Origin of the sequence: Rhizobium sp. 862_C5_N1_2, from assembly GCF_051811205.1 — a bacterium.
Taxonomy (GTDB): Bacteria; Pseudomonadota; Alphaproteobacteria; order Rhizobiales; family Rhizobiaceae; genus Rhizobium; species Rhizobium leguminosarum.
Genome location: NZ_JBPWPT010000001.1, coordinates 4878236 through 4894027, shown reverse-complemented (window position 1 = coordinate 4894027; position 15792 = coordinate 4878236). Strand labels below are relative to the sequence as shown.

15 protein-coding genes are annotated in these 15792 nt (G+C 62.2%); 13 read left to right on the top strand and 2 right to left on the bottom strand.

What is annotated here, in order from left to right; translation table 11 throughout:
• Position 1 precedes the first annotated feature (1 nt).
• From ACD590_RS24040 to ACD590_RS24025, 4 genes are all read left to right on the top strand, one after another.
• Positions 2-583, top strand: a complete 582-nt coding sequence (locus ACD590_RS24040) for a histidine phosphatase family protein (protein WP_439003467.1) — start codon at positions 2-4, stop codon at positions 581-583.
• Between the two features lie 6 nt (positions 584-589).
• Positions 590-1297: an orotidine-5'-phosphate decarboxylase gene (gene pyrF, locus ACD590_RS24035; protein ID WP_112905768.1), complete on the top strand. Its 708-nt coding sequence runs from the start codon at positions 590-592 to the stop codon at positions 1295-1297.
• A 28-nt stretch (positions 1298-1325) separates the two neighbouring features.
• Positions 1326-1613 carry a DUF1330 domain-containing protein gene (locus tag ACD590_RS24030; protein WP_003544731.1) on the top strand — a complete coding sequence of 96 codons (288 nt, stop codon included), beginning with the start codon at positions 1326-1328 and terminating at the stop codon, positions 1611-1613.
• A gap of 112 nt (positions 1614-1725) precedes the next feature.
• On the top strand, positions 1726-2706 hold the full coding sequence (locus ACD590_RS24025) for a complex I NDUFA9 subunit family protein (RefSeq protein ID WP_131702132.1): 981 nt from the start codon (positions 1726-1728) through the stop codon (positions 2704-2706).
• Between the two features lie 680 nt (positions 2707-3386).
• On the opposite strand, the gene ACD590_RS24020 is transcribed toward ACD590_RS24025, so the two are convergent.
• Entirely contained in the window at positions 3387-4184 is a 798-nt protein-coding gene (locus ACD590_RS24020; protein ID WP_247264683.1) for an undecaprenyl-diphosphate phosphatase, read from the bottom strand.
• 232 nt (positions 4185-4416) lie between these two features.
• On the opposite strand from ACD590_RS24020, the gene ACD590_RS24015 reads away from it, so the two are divergent.
• The 9 genes from ACD590_RS24015 to ACD590_RS23975 all read left to right on the top strand — a co-directional run bounded on the left by ACD590_RS24015 (position 4417) and on the right by ACD590_RS23975 (position 14595).
• The gene (locus tag ACD590_RS24015) at positions 4417-5109 is read left to right on the top strand and encodes a glutathione S-transferase family protein (RefSeq protein ID WP_003544722.1); all 693 of its coding nucleotides are present in this window, start codon (positions 4417-4419) and stop codon (positions 5107-5109) included.
• 12 nt (positions 5110-5121) lie between these two features.
• Entirely contained in the window at positions 5122-6279 is a 1158-nt protein-coding gene (queG, locus tag ACD590_RS24010; protein WP_439003466.1) for a tRNA epoxyqueuosine(34) reductase QueG, read from the top strand.
• Complete coding sequence (locus ACD590_RS24005; protein WP_439003465.1) at positions 6279-7148, top strand: SDR family oxidoreductase; 870 nt, start codon at positions 6279-6281, stop codon at positions 7146-7148. The genes queG and ACD590_RS24005 overlap by 1 nt, the downstream gene beginning before the upstream one ends.
• Positions 7149-7555: 407 nt before the next feature.
• The gene (locus ACD590_RS24000; protein ID WP_018244428.1) at positions 7556-7918 is read left to right on the top strand and encodes a septal ring lytic transglycosylase RlpA family protein; all 363 of its coding nucleotides are present in this window, start codon (positions 7556-7558) and stop codon (positions 7916-7918) included.
• Between the two features lie 131 nt (positions 7919-8049).
• Positions 8050-9339: an RsmB/NOP family class I SAM-dependent RNA methyltransferase gene (locus ACD590_RS23995; RefSeq protein WP_128408404.1), complete on the top strand. Its 1290-nt coding sequence runs from the start codon at positions 8050-8052 to the stop codon at positions 9337-9339.
• 208 nt (positions 9340-9547) lie between these two features.
• Positions 9548-10825, top strand: coding sequence for an imelysin family protein (locus ACD590_RS23990; RefSeq protein WP_130718670.1), 1278 nt, complete (start codon positions 9548-9550; stop codon positions 10823-10825).
• Positions 10826-10872: 47 nt separating this feature from the next.
• Positions 10873-12411, top strand: coding sequence for a di-heme oxidoreductase family protein (locus ACD590_RS23985; RefSeq protein WP_439003464.1), 1539 nt, complete (start codon positions 10873-10875; stop codon positions 12409-12411).
• Positions 12411-13511, top strand: coding sequence for an imelysin family protein (locus tag ACD590_RS23980; RefSeq protein WP_334541402.1), 1101 nt, complete (start codon positions 12411-12413; stop codon positions 13509-13511). Before ACD590_RS23985 ends, ACD590_RS23980 begins: the two co-directional genes overlap by 1 nt.
• Before the next feature lie 4 nt (positions 13512-13515).
• A complete protein-coding gene (locus tag ACD590_RS23975) occupies positions 13516-14595 on the top strand; it encodes a DUF1513 domain-containing protein (protein ID WP_439003463.1) in 1080 nt (359 codons plus the stop codon).
• A 56-nt stretch (positions 14596-14651) separates the two neighbouring features.
• Here the strand turns inward: ACD590_RS23975 and ACD590_RS23970 are convergent, their stop codons facing one another.
• Positions 14652-15728, bottom strand: coding sequence for a DUF2252 family protein (locus ACD590_RS23970; protein WP_128408408.1), 1077 nt, complete (start codon positions 15726-15728; stop codon positions 14652-14654).
• Positions 15729-15792 lie beyond the last annotated feature (64 nt).

The following is a 15792-nucleotide window of genomic DNA, read 5'->3' as shown; positions in this document are numbered from 1 at the left end:
GATGTTCGGGATCTACATCACTCATCCGCAGGTCAAGATCGACGCCAACGTGCCGGTGCCGAAATGGGGGCTTTCCGATGTCGGCGCGGCACGTGCCCGCAAAGCGGCAGAGAGCGGCTGGGCCAGGCAGTTGCAGCGCATCGTCTCCAGCGACGAGACGAAGGCGATCGAGACGGCCGAAATTCTGGCGGAGGCTTCCGGCGTGACCGTCGAGATCGTCCCCGCCATGCACGAGAACGACCGCTCGGCCACCGGCTTCCTGCCGCCGCCGCAATTCGAAGAAGCCGCCGACTGGTTCTTTGCCCATCCGGAACAAAGCTTCAAGGGCTGGGAGCGCGCCGTCGACGCGCAAGCCCGCATCGTCGAGTCTGTTAACGCCGTTCTTGCCACGCATGATGCGACGGCGCCGATCGCCTTTGTCGGCCATGGCGGCGTCGGCACGCTGCTCAAATGCCATCTGGCGGGGAGCTCGATCGCGCGCGACCGTGACCAGCCGGGCGGTGGCGGCAATCTCTATGCTTTCGGTCTTGCGGACCGCCGCTTATCATGCGACTGGACGCTCATCGAAGACTGGCAGGGGTGACTTCAGATGGACGCACGCGAGCGGTTGATCGTCGGCCTGGATGTTCCAACGATCGGCGAGGCGGAAAGACTGGTATCCGCGCTCGGCGACGACATTCTCTTCTACAAGATCGGCTATCAGCTGGTCTTTGCCGGCGGCCTGGAATTCGCCCGTGAGCTTGCCGCCAGCGGCAAAAAGATCTTTCTCGACATGAAGCTGCTCGACATCGACAACACGGTTGCCTCCGGCGTCGAGAACATCGCCAAGATGGGCATGTCGATGCTGACGCTGCACGCCTATCCGAAAGCGATGAAGGCGGCGGTCGAGGCCGCGGCCGGTTCCGGCCTCTGCCTGCTCGGCGTGACCGTGCTGACCTCGATGGATGCCGATGACCTTGCCGATGCCGGCTACAGCCAGGATCCGCACAGCCTGGTGCTGCGCCGCGCCGAACAGGCGCGCGCGGCCGGCATGGGCGGCGTGGTCTGCTCGGCGGCGGAAGCGGCTGAGGTACGCGAAATCGTCGGACCCGAGATGGCGATCGTCACCCCCGGCATTCGCCCTGATGGTAGCGACAAGGGCGACCAGAAGCGGGTGATGACGCCTTTCGACGCGCTGAAGGCGGGAGCGACGCATCTCGTCGTCGGCCGGCCTGTCGTCAAGGCGCCGGATCCCCGAGATGCCGCCCGTGCGATCCTCAGCGAGATGGTGTCGGCGCTCTGGCCGGCAAACCGCTGATAGTTTCAACGACAAAAGGGAGAAGACCATGGCCAAGGGATATTGGATCGCCCGCGTCGATGTTCGCGATGCCGAGCGCTACAAGGATTATGTGGCGGCCGCCAAGCCGGCCTTCGAAAAGTATGGCGCGAATTTCCTGGCGCGCGGCGGCGCCTTCACCGAACTCGAGGGCAAGGCGCGCGTCCGCAACGTGGTGATCGAATTCCCGTCGATGCAGCATGCGGTCGACTGCTATAATTCGCCGGAATACCAGATCGCCGCGAAAATCCGCCAGGAAGTCGCGGATGCGGAAATGGTCGTCGTCGAAGGGGTCTAGAGCGGTCTCGCATCCCGCAAAACTGACGGTACGATAGGCCTTCCCGTCGCGCCGGGATTCGGCTAAGACGAAGCCAATCAAGCATTCCGCAAAGCCTTTCGAGGAGCCTGCCATGACCCTTGCCAACCTGCCGCCGCTCGTCACCGTGTTCGGAGGGTCCGGCTTCGTGGGCAGGCACGTGGTTCGGGCGCTGGCCAAGCGCGGCTATAACATCCGCGTCGCCGTGCGCCGTCCCGATCTCGCCGGCTTTCTGCAGCCGCTCGGCAATGTCGGTCAGATCTCCTTCGTCCAGGCGAACCTGCGCTACCGCAGCTCGATCGATCGCGCCGTCGACGGTGCGAGCCACGTCGTCAACTGCGTCGGCATTCTGCACGAGGTCGGCCGCAACACTTTCGACGCCGTGCAGGAATTCGGCGGTCGTGCGATTGCTGAGGCGGCGCGCGGGGCAGGCGCGACGCTGACGCATATTTCGGCGATCGGCGCCGACGCGAAATCCGATTCGGACTATGGCCGCACCAAGGGTCGCGCCGAAACGGCCATCCTCTCGGTCAAGCCCGATGCGGTGATCTTCCGTCCGTCGATCGTCTTCGGACCGGAGGACAGCTTCTTCAACAAATTCGCCGAGATGGCGCGCATGTCGCCGATCCTGCCGCTCGTCGGCGGCGGCAAGACGAAATTCCAGCCTGTCTATGTCGAGGATGTCGCCGAGGCCGTTGCCCGCGCCGTCGACGGCAAGGTCGCCGGCGGCAAGGTCTATGAGCTTGGCGGGCCTGAGGTGCTGAGCTTCCGCGAATGTCTCGAGACGATGCTGAAGGTAACGTGCCGCAAGAACCCGCTGGTATCCCTGCCCTTCGGCATCGCTTCGATGATCGGCAGCATCGCTTCGCTGGTCCCCTTCATAACGCCGCCGATCACGCCGGACCAGGTGCGCCTGCTGAAGCGCGACAATGTCGTCTCCCCGGAAGCCGAGGCGGAAGGCCGCACGCTGAAGGGCCTCGGCATTGCGCCCACCATGGTGGCATCGGTGCTTGGCTCCTACCTGGTGCACTATCGTCCGCACGGCCAGTACACGGGTACCGGCAAGGCCGCCTGACCATCTTTTCCGAGGAACGATAACGCCGTCCGCCGATACCGCGGGCGGCGTTTTGGCGTTGGCGTGTCCCGCAAAGCCCGGCGCAAGTTTGAAGTGTTCTGGTGCTCGGCATACTCAGCGGCGTTGCATAAAAGACGCATCGGAATTTTTGTGGAATTAACGCCAAATTTAGCAGGAACGTTTATTGCTATTTGCCATTCCACTGACTACCAAACCCGCGCGTCTTCCAACGGACTCAACGCCTGCGGTCGCGTGCGGCAATCACTGTGAAAGGCATTTCTCGATGGGCAAGTCAATCGCGCTCCTGTTTGCGTGTGCGGCGCTGGTTATCCTTGCAGGCTCTTTCGTTGCGCCCGGTTCGGTCGCGGCGGTAAAGGGCGATTGCTCGCCGGCCTACGGCGTCGATCCTTGCTCGACGGCTTCGATTATCCATTGACGAAAGGCCGGCCCTGCGCCGGCATGCTGCTCCAAGCCAGCAGTCGACCGGAGCGCCTGAAACAGCGCGCTCCGCAATGAACGTTCAGTCTCGCCTGTATCAAAAACGGCGGCGGGCGCTTATCCCCTCAACATCGCCTATCTGAAATCGGCGCCCTGCCGGTAATCGAGTGTCTATTCGAGAAGTCCGGCGGGCATTTGCATTCGCGCCGGGAGTTGCGCGAATGCAATGCGGGACGGATGTCTCAGGCAATGAAACCGGTCGCGGCCATGCCGAGCAGCAAGGCACCGAGAATGATGCGGTAAATGGCAAACAGGGTAAACCGGTTGCTCCTGATATAGGCAAGCAGCCATTTAACGGCGATGAAGGCGACGACCGTGGAGACGACGAAGGCGATGCCGAGCGCCGTCCAGTCTTCGCCTGCCGCTCCACCATCCTTAAACGTCTTCAGCAATTCATAGCCGCTGGCGGCATACATTGTGGGTATGCCGACGAGAAAGGCGAATTCCGTCGCCGCTGCGCGGTTGCCGGTGCCCGCCAGCATGGCGACGAAGATCGTGGCGCCGGAGCGCGACGTTCCTGGGAACACCCCGGCGACGATCTGGGCGATGCCGACCAGGATGGCGACAAGCCAGGTGATCTCTTTATGGGGCGGCCTGCGGGCGGCGGCCCATTCGGCAAAAATCATCCAGATACCGCCGATGATGAGCGCCCAGGCAATCGGCGTCGCGGTCTCCGGCAGTTCAAAGCCGAGCTTCTTGACGACCAGTCCAAGAACGGCGGTGATGAGAAAGGCGACGATCAGCTTGGCGGCATAATCGCGGTTGGCAGGATCGCGCCAGCCAAGCACCAGATCCAGCAGCCGACGCCAGTAAATGATGGTGACGGCGAGGATAGCGCCCGCCTGAATAACGATGTTGAACATATCCGACCGATGTCCGAGCCATTGCTCCGCAATGATCAGATGGCCGGTGCTCGAGATCGGCAGGAACTCGGTGATCCCCTCTATGACGCCGAGAATTGCAGCATTTATATAATCCATACATTGTCTCCGGTTTAAAGTTCGGTCGGGCCTGAGCGCTTGGGCCGATCAGGCTGCCGCTTCCATTCGTTCGTTAGACCGTGTTTCGCCATTATCAGGTGGCCTGAAAAATCCGATTCGCTTGTATTGGCGGGGCCAAGCTCCTATAGCTTCAACCAATGAGTCATGACTAGGGCGCTATAATTGAGCTGCCACACAGTCCTGTAACAGCAATCACAACGCCCGAGTATCGATGCCCACGCTTTATCATCATCCCATGTCATCCGCATCTCGCTTCGTCCGCCTGATCCTGGCGGAATACGGCTATCAGGCGGATCTGATCGAAGAGCAGACATGGGAGAAGCGCCGGGATTTCCTGGCGCTCAATCCGGCCGGCACGCTGCCGGTCTATGTCGACGACAGCATGCGCGCGCTCTGCGGCGCGAGCGTCATTTCCGAGTATCTGGACGAGACGCATGGCGTCTTGAAGCGCGACCGGCGGCTGCTCGCCGAAGATCCTTTCCAGCGGGCGGAAATCCGCCGGCTGACCGAATGGTTCATGCAGAAAATGGAAAACGACGTGACCAAGCCGCTCGCCCGCGAGCGTGTCTACAAGTTGCAGATGACAGCGGATCAGGGCGGTGGAGCGCCAGATTCCAAGGTTTTACGCACGGCGCGCGCGAATATCCGCCAGCATATGCGCTATCTCACCTGGCTCGCCGGTTCGCGTCAGTGGCTGGCGGGCGAGCGGATGAGTTATGCCGACCTGGCCGCCGCGGCCTCGATCTCCATCCTCGATTATCTCGGCGAGATCGAGTGGGCGGATTCGCCCGTCGTCAAGGACTGGTACCAGCGGCTGAAGTCACGTCCCTCCTTCCGGCCGATGCTGACCGAGCGCGTGCGCGGACTGACACCGGTTTCACACTATGCCGATCTGGATTTCTGACGAGGGCTCTTCATGCCCGAACCTGACAATGACGACAAAGGGCGCCGCCGCCGCGACAATTTGACCGAGTTCGTTCGGGCGGAATCTGCTGCCAAGGGCTTCGATCTCTGCCGCATCACGCGCCCGGACGCGATCCCGCAAGCCAAGGAGCGTCTCGGCCAGTTCATCGATGCCGGGCGCCACGGGACGATGGACTGGATGGCGGAGACTCGCGACCGGCGCGGCGATCCGCGCACACTGTGGAGCGAGGTGCGCTCCGTCGTCGTCTTCGGCTTGAATTACGCACCGGAGGAAGATCCCCGCGGTATCCTCGACAAGCCTGATAAAGCGGCAATTTCCGTTTACGCCCGCAACCGCGATTACCACGACGTCATCAAGGGCCGGCTGAAGGAAATCGCCACGCGCTTTGCGGCACGGGCCGGCGCCGATGTGAAGGTCTTCGTCGATACGGCGCCTGTCATGGAAAAGCCCTTAGCGGCGGCGGCCGGGCTCGGTTGGCAGGGCAAACATACCAATCTCGTCAGCCGCACGCACGGTTCCTGGCTGTTTCTCGGCACGATGTTCACCACCGCCGATCTTGCCATCGACGCGCCGGAGAGCGATCATTGCGGCTCCTGCCGCGCCTGTCTCGACATCTGTCCGACGGCTGCCTTCCCGGCGCCTTACCAGATCGACGCGCGGCGCTGCATCTCCTACCTCACCATTGAGCACAAGGGACCGATCGACGCCGATTTGCGTGTGCTGATCGGCAATCGCATCTATGGCTGCGACGACTGTCTTGCCGCCTGTCCCTGGAACAAGTTCGCAAGCTCCGCCTCCGAGATGAAGCTACAGGCGCGGGAAGAACTGAAGGAGCCGTCGATCGCCTTTCTGCTGACGCTTGACGATGCCGCCTTCCGTGCCTTCTTCAGCGGCTCGCCGGTCAAGCGGATCGGCCGCGACCGCTTCGTCCGCAACGTTCTGATCGCCGCCGGCAATTCCGGCGACAAGGTGCTCATCGGGCCATGTTGCGCGCTTTCGGACGATCCCTCGCCCGTAGTGCGCGGCATGGCGGTCTGGGCGCTTTCACGGCTGATGGAGGCTGGCGAATTCTCGGTCTTTGCCGCACAAAGGACGGATGAGAAAGATGACGACGTCCTGAACGAATGGCGATTGGCGGGAGTGGGCTGATGCATGTGATGATCTTTGGCTGCGGTTATTCCGGCACAGCGATCGCCAAGGCCTTTGCCGGCAACGGCGTGCGTGTTTCCGGCACCACGCGTTCGCCAGACAAGATGGACGTGCTCCGCCATAATGGCATCGAAGCATTCCTTTTCGACGGCGAGAGCATGGACGAGGGGCTGCGCCGGGCGTTGACTGGTGTAACGCATCTCGCGCAGTCGATCGCGCCTGGAAAGGCCGACCCGCTGCTGCGGCTGCTTGACAAGGACGGCGCACGCCTGCTGCCGAAGCTTGAATGGATCGGTTATCTCTCCACCGTCGGCGTCTATGGCGATCACAAGGGCGCCTGGGTGAGTGAGGAAATGCCGTGCCTGCCCATTTCCGGGCGGTCGAAGGAGCGGCTCGAGGCAGAAGAGGGCTGGCTGGCGATGGGCCAGGAGCGCGGTGTGCCGGCGGCGGTGCTCCGCCTTTCCGGGATCTATGGGCCGGGCCGCAACGCCTTCTGCAATCTGGCGAAGGGCACGGCGCGACGGCTGATCAAGAAGGACCAGGTGTTCAACCGCATTCGCGTCGAAGATATCGGTGCCGCGACCCACTTCCTGTCGGAGCGCGGCCTCGGCGGCATCTATAATGTCACTGACGACCGGCCCGGCCCGCCGCAGGATGTGATCGTCGAGGCAGCCCGCCTGATGGGCGTCGAACCGCCGCCCGAGCAAGCGTTTGAGACCGCCGAACTGACGCCGATGGCACGCTCCTTCTACGGCGAGAACAAACGCATCTCGAATGCGAAACTGAAGGCCACCGGCTTCGAATTCTCCTTCCCGAACTATCCGATGTCGCTTGCGCAATTGTGGCAGGACGGGCGCTGGCGTGGTTAGAATGCAGTCCTGTTTGCGACGGGATGTACTCACCCAAAATGAGTAGGAAATTCCTACTTTGCCGCTTTGGCCGGACAATTTTCGCCGCATCTTATGGTTAACGGCCTTTAAATTTGCCCAAATGTGGCAACAAATATGGCGAAATCGGAAAAATATTTTCGCGATTTTCGTGAACGCCAGGCCGTTAACTATCCCTTCGGAAAATTCGTTCGGATTTTAGCTGATTTTATTAGGTTTTTTCCACATTTGGGGGCGGCATGGATTCCTGAGATTCCATCACCGCACTCACGAATGTTACAGATTGTAATACTCCGTGAACCCATCCGGCACTTTTTCGCCACTTTTTCGCAGATTTAAGCCCCGCCGCCTGCAAGGGCGTGAGTTCAATAGTTGAGGGATACTCTGTTTTGAAGAAAATACGTCGTTCTATTATCGTCGCCGCAACTATTGCCGCCTGTTCTTCCATGCTTCCGGCGGAAGGTTTTGCTGCAAATGGCTGTGGCGGTGCTTCATGGTACGCACTTCGCTCCAAAACTGCTTCCGGGGAACGTATGAACCCTGCCATCTTGACTGCCGCACATCGTTCGCTTGCTTTCGGCACCAAGGTGAAGGTCACCAACCGCAATAATGGCCGCACTGTCGTCGTTCGTATCAACGATCGTGGTCCGTTCATCCGTGGTCGTGTGATCGACCTGTCGCGCGCCGCCGCGCAGAATATCGGCATGGTGAGCTCCGGCACCGCGAAGGTTTGCTACCAGGTCATCAGCTGAGGCGCCGGAAGCGGCGCTTGCTCTTGCCGTCAATCGCGGTTACCACCCGGTTGAGACTTGTGAACAATCCACTGCGTGACTATCGCGTTTGCGCTGGTCGTTCACACGCCACGGCAACAGGAGACATGTGAATGCGTCTGGGCGGCCGCCTCGAAGGGGCGATTTCTGTGCTCGCGGACATCGATGCCCGCAAGCGGCCCGTCGCCGACGCGCTGAAGGACTGGGGCCTCGCGCACCGCTTCGCCGGTTCCGGCGATCGTGCTGCGATCGGCAACATCGTCTATGACGCACTGCGCATGCGGCTTTCCCATGCCTGGCTGATGGATGACGATAGTGCCGCGGCGATTGCCCATGCCGTCATGTTCCGCCAATGGGGTTTCACCCCGGACAGTCTTGCCACTGAGCTGGCGGATGACAAGTTTGCGCCGACGCCGCTTTCAGCCGACGCCGCCTCGGCCTTTCAAAGCCGCTCCCTCGACGATGCGCCGCCGCATATCCGCGGCGATATTCCCGAATGGGTCCAACCCTCCTTCGAACAGGCCTTCGGTGCCGGCTGGCTCGCCGAGGCACAGGCACTCGCCGCCCGCCCGACGCTCGATTTGCGCGCCAACCTGCTCAAGGCCTCCCGCGACAAGGTCGTCAAGGCGCTCGAAAGAGCCAACGCGCATGCAGCGAAGATCGCCCGCCACGGCATCCGGATTGCCGCCGGCGAAGGCGCCTCGCGACTTCCCAACGTGACAGCCGAGCTTTCGTTCCAAAAGGGCTGGTTCGAAGTTCAGGACGAGGGATCGCAGATCGTCGCCGACCTGGTGCTCGCCCATGATGGCGAACAGGTTCTCGACTATTGCGCCGGCGGGGGCGGCAAGACGCTCGCCATGGCGGCGGCCATGCAGAACAAGGGACAGGTTCACGCCTATGACGCCGACCGCAAACGGCTGGCGCCGATCATCGAGCGGCTGAAGCGGGCAGGCACGCGCAATGTCCAGGTGCATGACGACGCCAGGGCGCTCTCCGCCCTTGCCGAACGCTGCGACAAGGTGCTGGTCGACGCGCCCTGCACCGGCACCGGCACATGGCGCCGCCGCCCCGATACGAAGTGGCGGCTGACGGCCAAGAACCTCGACGAACGCACGGCCCAGCAGCAGGACGCGCTGGCGCAGGCGAGCAGCTTCGTCAAATCAGGCGGCGAACTGATCTACGTCACCTGCTCGGTCCTGCCTCAGGAGAACGAGGAACAGGCGCGCCGCTTCACGGCCGCCAATCCTGATTTTCAGATCGTCAGCGCCCTGCCTGCCTGGGATCAGCTCTTTGGAAAGGACGCCCCGCGTCCGCATTCTTCCGACGGCCTGACGGTGACGCTGACGCCCGCCTCCACCGACACGGACGGCTTCTTCTTTTGCCGTATGCAGCGGAAGGGCTGACGCAGTTTAGCGGAAAACGGATGGCGATGCCGCGGCGAAATGGCACGGTTGCTGCCGATTTTTCAAGCAGATGCCGTTCAAAAATGACCGGTTGGCCGCGCCTGTCCATTCTTAAAATCATTCCAAACTAGAGTGTTTGACACCAGTTTGCTTTTGCGCGAAGAGACGGAGCCCGATTAGACGGAAAATCCCGTCACAGGAGAGGATCATGAAGCTCAACCGCAAATTCCGCGCAGCCGTGCTGGCGATCGCCCCCGCCGCCCTGCTCGCCCTTCCCGCGCATGCCGAGACCGATGCTGCCGCCGTAGTGAAACACTATGCCGATCTGGCGCATGCGAAATACGAAGACTCGCTGACGACAGCCAAGGCGCTCGACGCCGCCATCGACGCCTTCCTGAAGGCGCCGACCGACGCGACGCTCAAGGCCGCCAGGGACGCCTGGATCAAGGCACGTGTTCCCTACCAGCAGACGGAAGTCTATCGCTTCGGCAATCCGATCGTTGACGACTGGGAAGGTAAGGTCAACGCATGGCCTCTCGATGAAGGCCTGATCGACTATGTCGATGCCTCCTACGGCACCGAGAGCGACGAAAACTCTCTCTATGTGGCAAATGTCATCGCCAACAAGACGATCAAGATCGACGGCAAGGATGTCGACGCCTCCAAGCTGACGCCGGAATTCCTCTCCGGCACGCTGGCCGAGGCCGGCGGCATCGAAGCCAATGTCGCGACCGGCTATCATGCCATCGAATTCCTGCTCTGGGGTCAGGATCTGAACGGCACGGGGCCTGGCGCCGGCGACCGTCCGGCAACGGATTACGATCTCAAGAATTGCACGCACGGCAATTGCGACCGTCGCGCCGAATATCTGAAATCCGCCTCCACCCTGCTCGTTTCCGACCTGCAGGAAATGACCGACAACTGGACGCCGGACGGTGCTGCGACGAAGAACGTCGAAGCCGATCCGAAGGCCGGTCTCGTCGCGATCCTGACGGGCATGGGTTCGCTTTCCTACGGCGAGCTTGCCGGCGAGCGCATGAAGCTCGGCCTGCTGCTGCACGATCCCGAGGAAGAGCATGATTGCTTCTCGGACAATACCTACAACTCGCATCTCAACGACGCGATCGGCATCGCCGCCGCCTATACCGGCAACTATACCCGCGTCGACGGCACCAAGCTCAGCGGCCCGTCGCTGCACGATCTGGTGGCCGCCAAGGACAAGGCGCTCGATGCCGAAGTGGGAGGCAAGCTCAACAAGACGCTCGATGCCATGAACGCCATGGCTAAGCGCGGCGAGACGGTCGAGAAGTACGACCAGATGATCGCCGAGGGCAACAAGGAAGGCAATGCCGTCGTCCAGGCCGCCATCGACGGGCTGATCGACCAGACGAAATCGGTGCAGCGCGTTATTGCCGCACTCGATCTCGGCACGGTTCAGCTTGAAGGTTCCGACAGCTTGGATAATCCTAACGCCGTCTTCAAATAAGCAAAAAGGCGGGCCGCTTCGAAAGCCGGAGCGGCCCGGACCCTGAAATGTCGCATGCCCCGGCCCGCCGATTGATCGCCAGCGCAGTGCTCTGCGCCACGCTTGCCGGTTTTTCCGTCAGCATCGCCGCCGGTTTCGATCTGCCGACGAAACGCACCGACCTTTCCGAGGCCGATTTGAAACGTGTCGCCGACGTCACCCGGCCGACAGCGGATTTTTCAAAGGCAGAACAATACGAAGCAATGCAGGCAGGGGCGACGACCTCGATCGACCCTGTCACCGAGGACAGCTTCTCGCATATTTCGGCCAACATCCCCTTCGACGAAGAGCAGAATTTTAAGCTCGGCAACGCGCTCTTCCGCAAGCTCTGGGTTTCCGCTCCCTCCTCGACGCAGGCTTCCGATGGTCTCGGGCCGCTCTTCAACGCCCGCTCCTGCATGAGCTGCCATGTCAATGACGGCCGCGGCAAACCGCCGGAGGGGGGCCCGAGCGCCGCCTCGATGTTGCTGCGGCTTTCCCGCGCGGCCCGGACGCCGGCGGAAGAAAAGGCGATCGCTCAGGCTGATGTCGTCAATTTTCCCGATCCGGTCTACGGCCATCAGCTGCAGGACCTCGCCGTTCCCGGCCTTGCTGCCGAAGGAAAGATGGCGATCAGCTACCAGGAAGAGAGGGTGACGCTCGGCGACGGCGAGATCGTGTCGCTGCGCCGGCCGAGCTATGCGGTTGTCAATCCCGCTTATGGACCGCTCGATCCCGCGACGACGATTTCGCCGCGTGTCGCCTCGGCGATGATCGGCCTCGGACTGATCGAGGCCATTCCCGAAGCCGATATCCTCGCCCATGCCGATCCGGACGATACCGATGGCGACGGTATTTCGGGGAAGGCGGCGATTGTGCGCGACCATCGCAGCGGCAAGATCGCGCTCGGACGATTCGGCTGGAAGGCACAGAACGCCACGGTGCGCGACCAGAGTGCGGATGCCTTCGCCAATGATATCGGCATCTCGACGCCCGATCAGCCGAAGGCGCAGGGCGACTGCACCCGGGCAGAAGAAAAATGCCTTGATATGCCGACCGGGGTGCAGAAACGCCTGGGCGCGCAAGAAGCGCCGGGTCCCATTCTCGACCTCGTGACCTTCTATTCTGAAAATCTCGCGGTTCCCTCGCGCCGCAAGGCAAGCTTCCTCGAGACCCTGCGAGGCAAGCGGATCTTCTACGAAACCGGCTGCATTTCCTGCCATGTGCCGAAATTCGTCACCCGCCGGGATACGCCGGACAAGGCACAATCCTTCCAGCTGATCTGGCCCTATTCCGACTTTCTCCTGCACGATATGGGCGACGGTCTTGCCGACGGGCAACAGGTTGGCCTTGCAAGCGGACGTGAATGGCGCACGCCGCCGCTATGGGGTATAGGACTGACCCGGACTGTCAGCGGACACAGCTTTTTCCTGCATGACGGCCGTGCGCGGAGCCTCACCGAGGCGATTCTCTGGCATGGCGGCGAAGCTGAAAAGGCCCGCAACGCTTTCTCCTCCCTGTCGACCGACGACAGGGCGGCCCTGATTACATTCCTGGAGTCACTTTGATGCGCCTTTGGCACCCACTGCTCTGCCTTCCTCTGATCGGCCTCGCGACATCAGCGGCCGCCCAGACGGCCACTCCCCCGGCAGGGCTGAACGAGGATGCCGTTCCCGCCGTCATGCAGCGCGCCGTCGACGAGGTGATCCGTCCCGGCTATCGCAACATGCAGCAATCGGCCGCCCGGCTGACGACGGCGATGAAGGATCTTTGCGCCGACGGCACGCAGCAGACGCTCGACAAAGCGAAGTCCACCTTCGACGACACGATCCGCTATTGGTCGATCATCGAGATCGTCCAGACCGGGCCTGTTATCCAGGACAATCTCTTCGAGCACATCCTGTTTTATCCCGACCGCAAGGGCGTCGGCCTCAAGCAGGTGCAGGCGCTGATCGCCAAGGCCGATCCGAAGGATGCGACCGTTGATGCGATCGCCGGCAAGAGTGTTGCGTTGCAAGGCCTGACGGCGCTGGAATACGTGCTTTACGGCAATGGCTCCGACGATCTCGTCGGGCAGAAGGGCAGTTTCCGCTGCCTTTACGGCCAGGCGGTCGCCGGCAATATCCAGCGTGAGGCCGGCGAAGTCGTCGCCGCCTGGGAAAAGCCCGATGGCGTTCAGGCGAGCTGGAAACATCCAGGCCCGCAGAGCAACGATTTCATGGACAACAAGGAAGCGGTGACGGCGCTGCTCGGCATTCTCGTCCATGGTGCTGAGAATGTCCGCGACCAGCGCCTGGAACAGTTCTACAAGGGCAAGGACACCGCGCCACGGCCGCGCATGGCGATCTACTGGCGCTCCAAAAATACCTGGAAATCGATGGCCGCCAATCTGGAGGGCCTGCGCACGCTCTGGCAGAAGGCCGGCATGGCCGAGCTGTTGCCGCCGGACAAGCAGCCGATTGCCGCCTCGATCGACCAGGACTTCAAATCGCTGCTCGACAGCGTGCCGAAGCTCAATCCCGACATCGATGTCGCCACAAGCGATGCGGAGAAGGCCAAGCTCGATACGCTGCTTGCCGATAGCCGCGACCTGATCACCCGGATCAGCGACGAATATGGCGCGGCCATCGGCCTTTCAGCCGGCTTTTCCTTTTCGGACGGAGACTGAGACGATGATGCCAAGTGCCGCGATCGACCGACGCAACTTCGTCAAGGCGGCCGGCCTTGGCTTCCTTGCGGCCTTGGCGCCGAGGTCGCTGATGGCGCTGGAGCGGGCCGATGCGGTCTATGCATCGGGCATTCGTGCAGCCGACGGCTCCTTTGCCATTGCGACCGTGACCGAGCGTGGCGAGATCGTCGATCAAGTGGCGCTTCCCGCCCGCGCTCACGGCATGGCCTTCAGCGCCAGCACCGGCAAGACTGTCGCCTTCGCGCGCCGGCCCGGCACCTATGCGATGATCTTCGATCCCTGGAACAAAAGCGAGCCTGTTGTCATCAACTCCAGGGAGGACCGGCATTTTTACGGCCACGGCGCCTTCTCTCCCGATGGTCGTTTGCTCTACGCCAGCGAGAACGACTTCGACGGTAATCGCGGCATGATCGGCCTCTACGACGCCACCGACCGCTTCGCCCGCATCGGCGAATTCGAGACCTACGGCATCGGTCCGCACGACATAACCGTTTCCAAGGACGGACGCCTTCTCATCGTCGCCAATGGCGGCATCGAGACGCATCCGGATTTCGGCCGCACCAAGCTCAATCTCGGCGAGATGCAGCCATCGCTGGCGCTGATCGATGCGGCAACCGGGGCGCTGGTCGAAAAACATGTGCTGCCGGCGGAATGGGCAGAACTCTCCACCCGCCACGTCGATCTCGACGGCGAGGGCCGCATCTGGTTCGCCTGCCAGTATGAAGGCCACCGCAAGGATTTGCCGCCGCTCGTCGGCCATTTCGCCAAGGGTGAAGATCTCTCCTTCATCGACCTGCCGGAGGAGACGACGCGCAGGCTTGCCAATTACGTCGGGGCGATCGCCGTCAATCGCAGCGAAGGTCTTGTCGGCATCACCTCACCGAAGGGCGGCGCCTCGGTGACCCTTGACGCAAAGTCGGGCAAGGTGCTGGCCGAGACCGTCGTTCCCGATGCGGCGGGCATCGCGCCGGCAAGAGGCGGCTTTGCCGTTTCCTCCTATGATGGCGATTTCCTGTCGACCCGCAGCGACGTCGCCTGGGATCAGCACATCGTGCGGATCTAAATCAGAGAGGCGCAATTCCGGACGCAAAACCGCTGCACACTTTTGCTGGAATTGCTTTAGCCGGCGCGGGAATAGGCTTTCTGCTCGGCGCTGACGCTCGATGCCGCGGCCCTTGCCGCCTCGTGCAGCCATTCGTTTCCCCGCACCGCCAAGTCCTTCAGGATCGCTGCAACCGCCGCCGCATCGTCGGAATGGCAATTGGCGATCTCAAAGCCCATCAGTTCCAGCATCGTCGGCGAAAGCAGGATCTCGGGATGCCGGTCGATTTCGATCTTGCAGCTGTTCGGCGAGAGCCGGCGCACGAGGATACGGCCGGAGACCCGGTAGTGAGGATCGGCTGAGCGCGCCCGTCCATTGGCGATCTCGTCCGCATGGATCGCCACGTCCTGTGGCCTGTGGCGAAGCGACCAGACGGACGGCAGCAGCGCCTTCGCCTCGCGCAGCACCGGCCCACCCTGCCATTCGGCATAGGCGACGAAACGCGGCCGGCCGAGGCTGCCGGTGCCGCCGCTGCGCGGCTTCGGCACGAAGGGTCCTGCCCCGGACGGCAGCGCGGCGGCGAGCGCCTTGATATAGGCTGATGGCGGCGGCTTGCTGCCGGGAAGCAACATTTCGTATTTCTCCCAGAATTCCCGGCGTTCGGAATTCGGCAGCATCAGCGCCTTGCGTAGCCATTTGTGGTCGCGCTCGAGGATGACGGGCAACGGATTTTCAAGGCCCCTGCGATAGCCGCTCAAGATCAATTCGTCGATCATGCGAACCGAGGGACCGTCGTCGCCGCGCGCCAGGATGGCGCTTGCCGCAAGGCGAACGAGATCCAGCGCATAGGGCATCACCGCCGCGTCGTCGAAATCATTGACGCCCCAGACGAGCCGGCCCTCGATGTCGCGCCAGGTGCCGAAATTCTCCAGATGCGTATCGCCGATCGCCAGCACCTCAGGCGCGCCTGTAAGTTCCGGGCAGATATCGAGGATGATCTCGCACCAGCGCCAATAGGTGGCGCGCAGGAAGACGAAATCGTCGCTTCGCATCTTCTCGTGCTTCTCCCGGAGATCGTCCTTGACGAGATCGTCGCCAAGTTCGCCGGCCAGCCAGGTCTCGAAATTCCGGACCGATTGCGATATCGTCGTCATGCCGGCGCTCCATCATTCGCGACCCGGTGCGGAGAATACGCGCACCGCGCGAAGCTGCAATCGT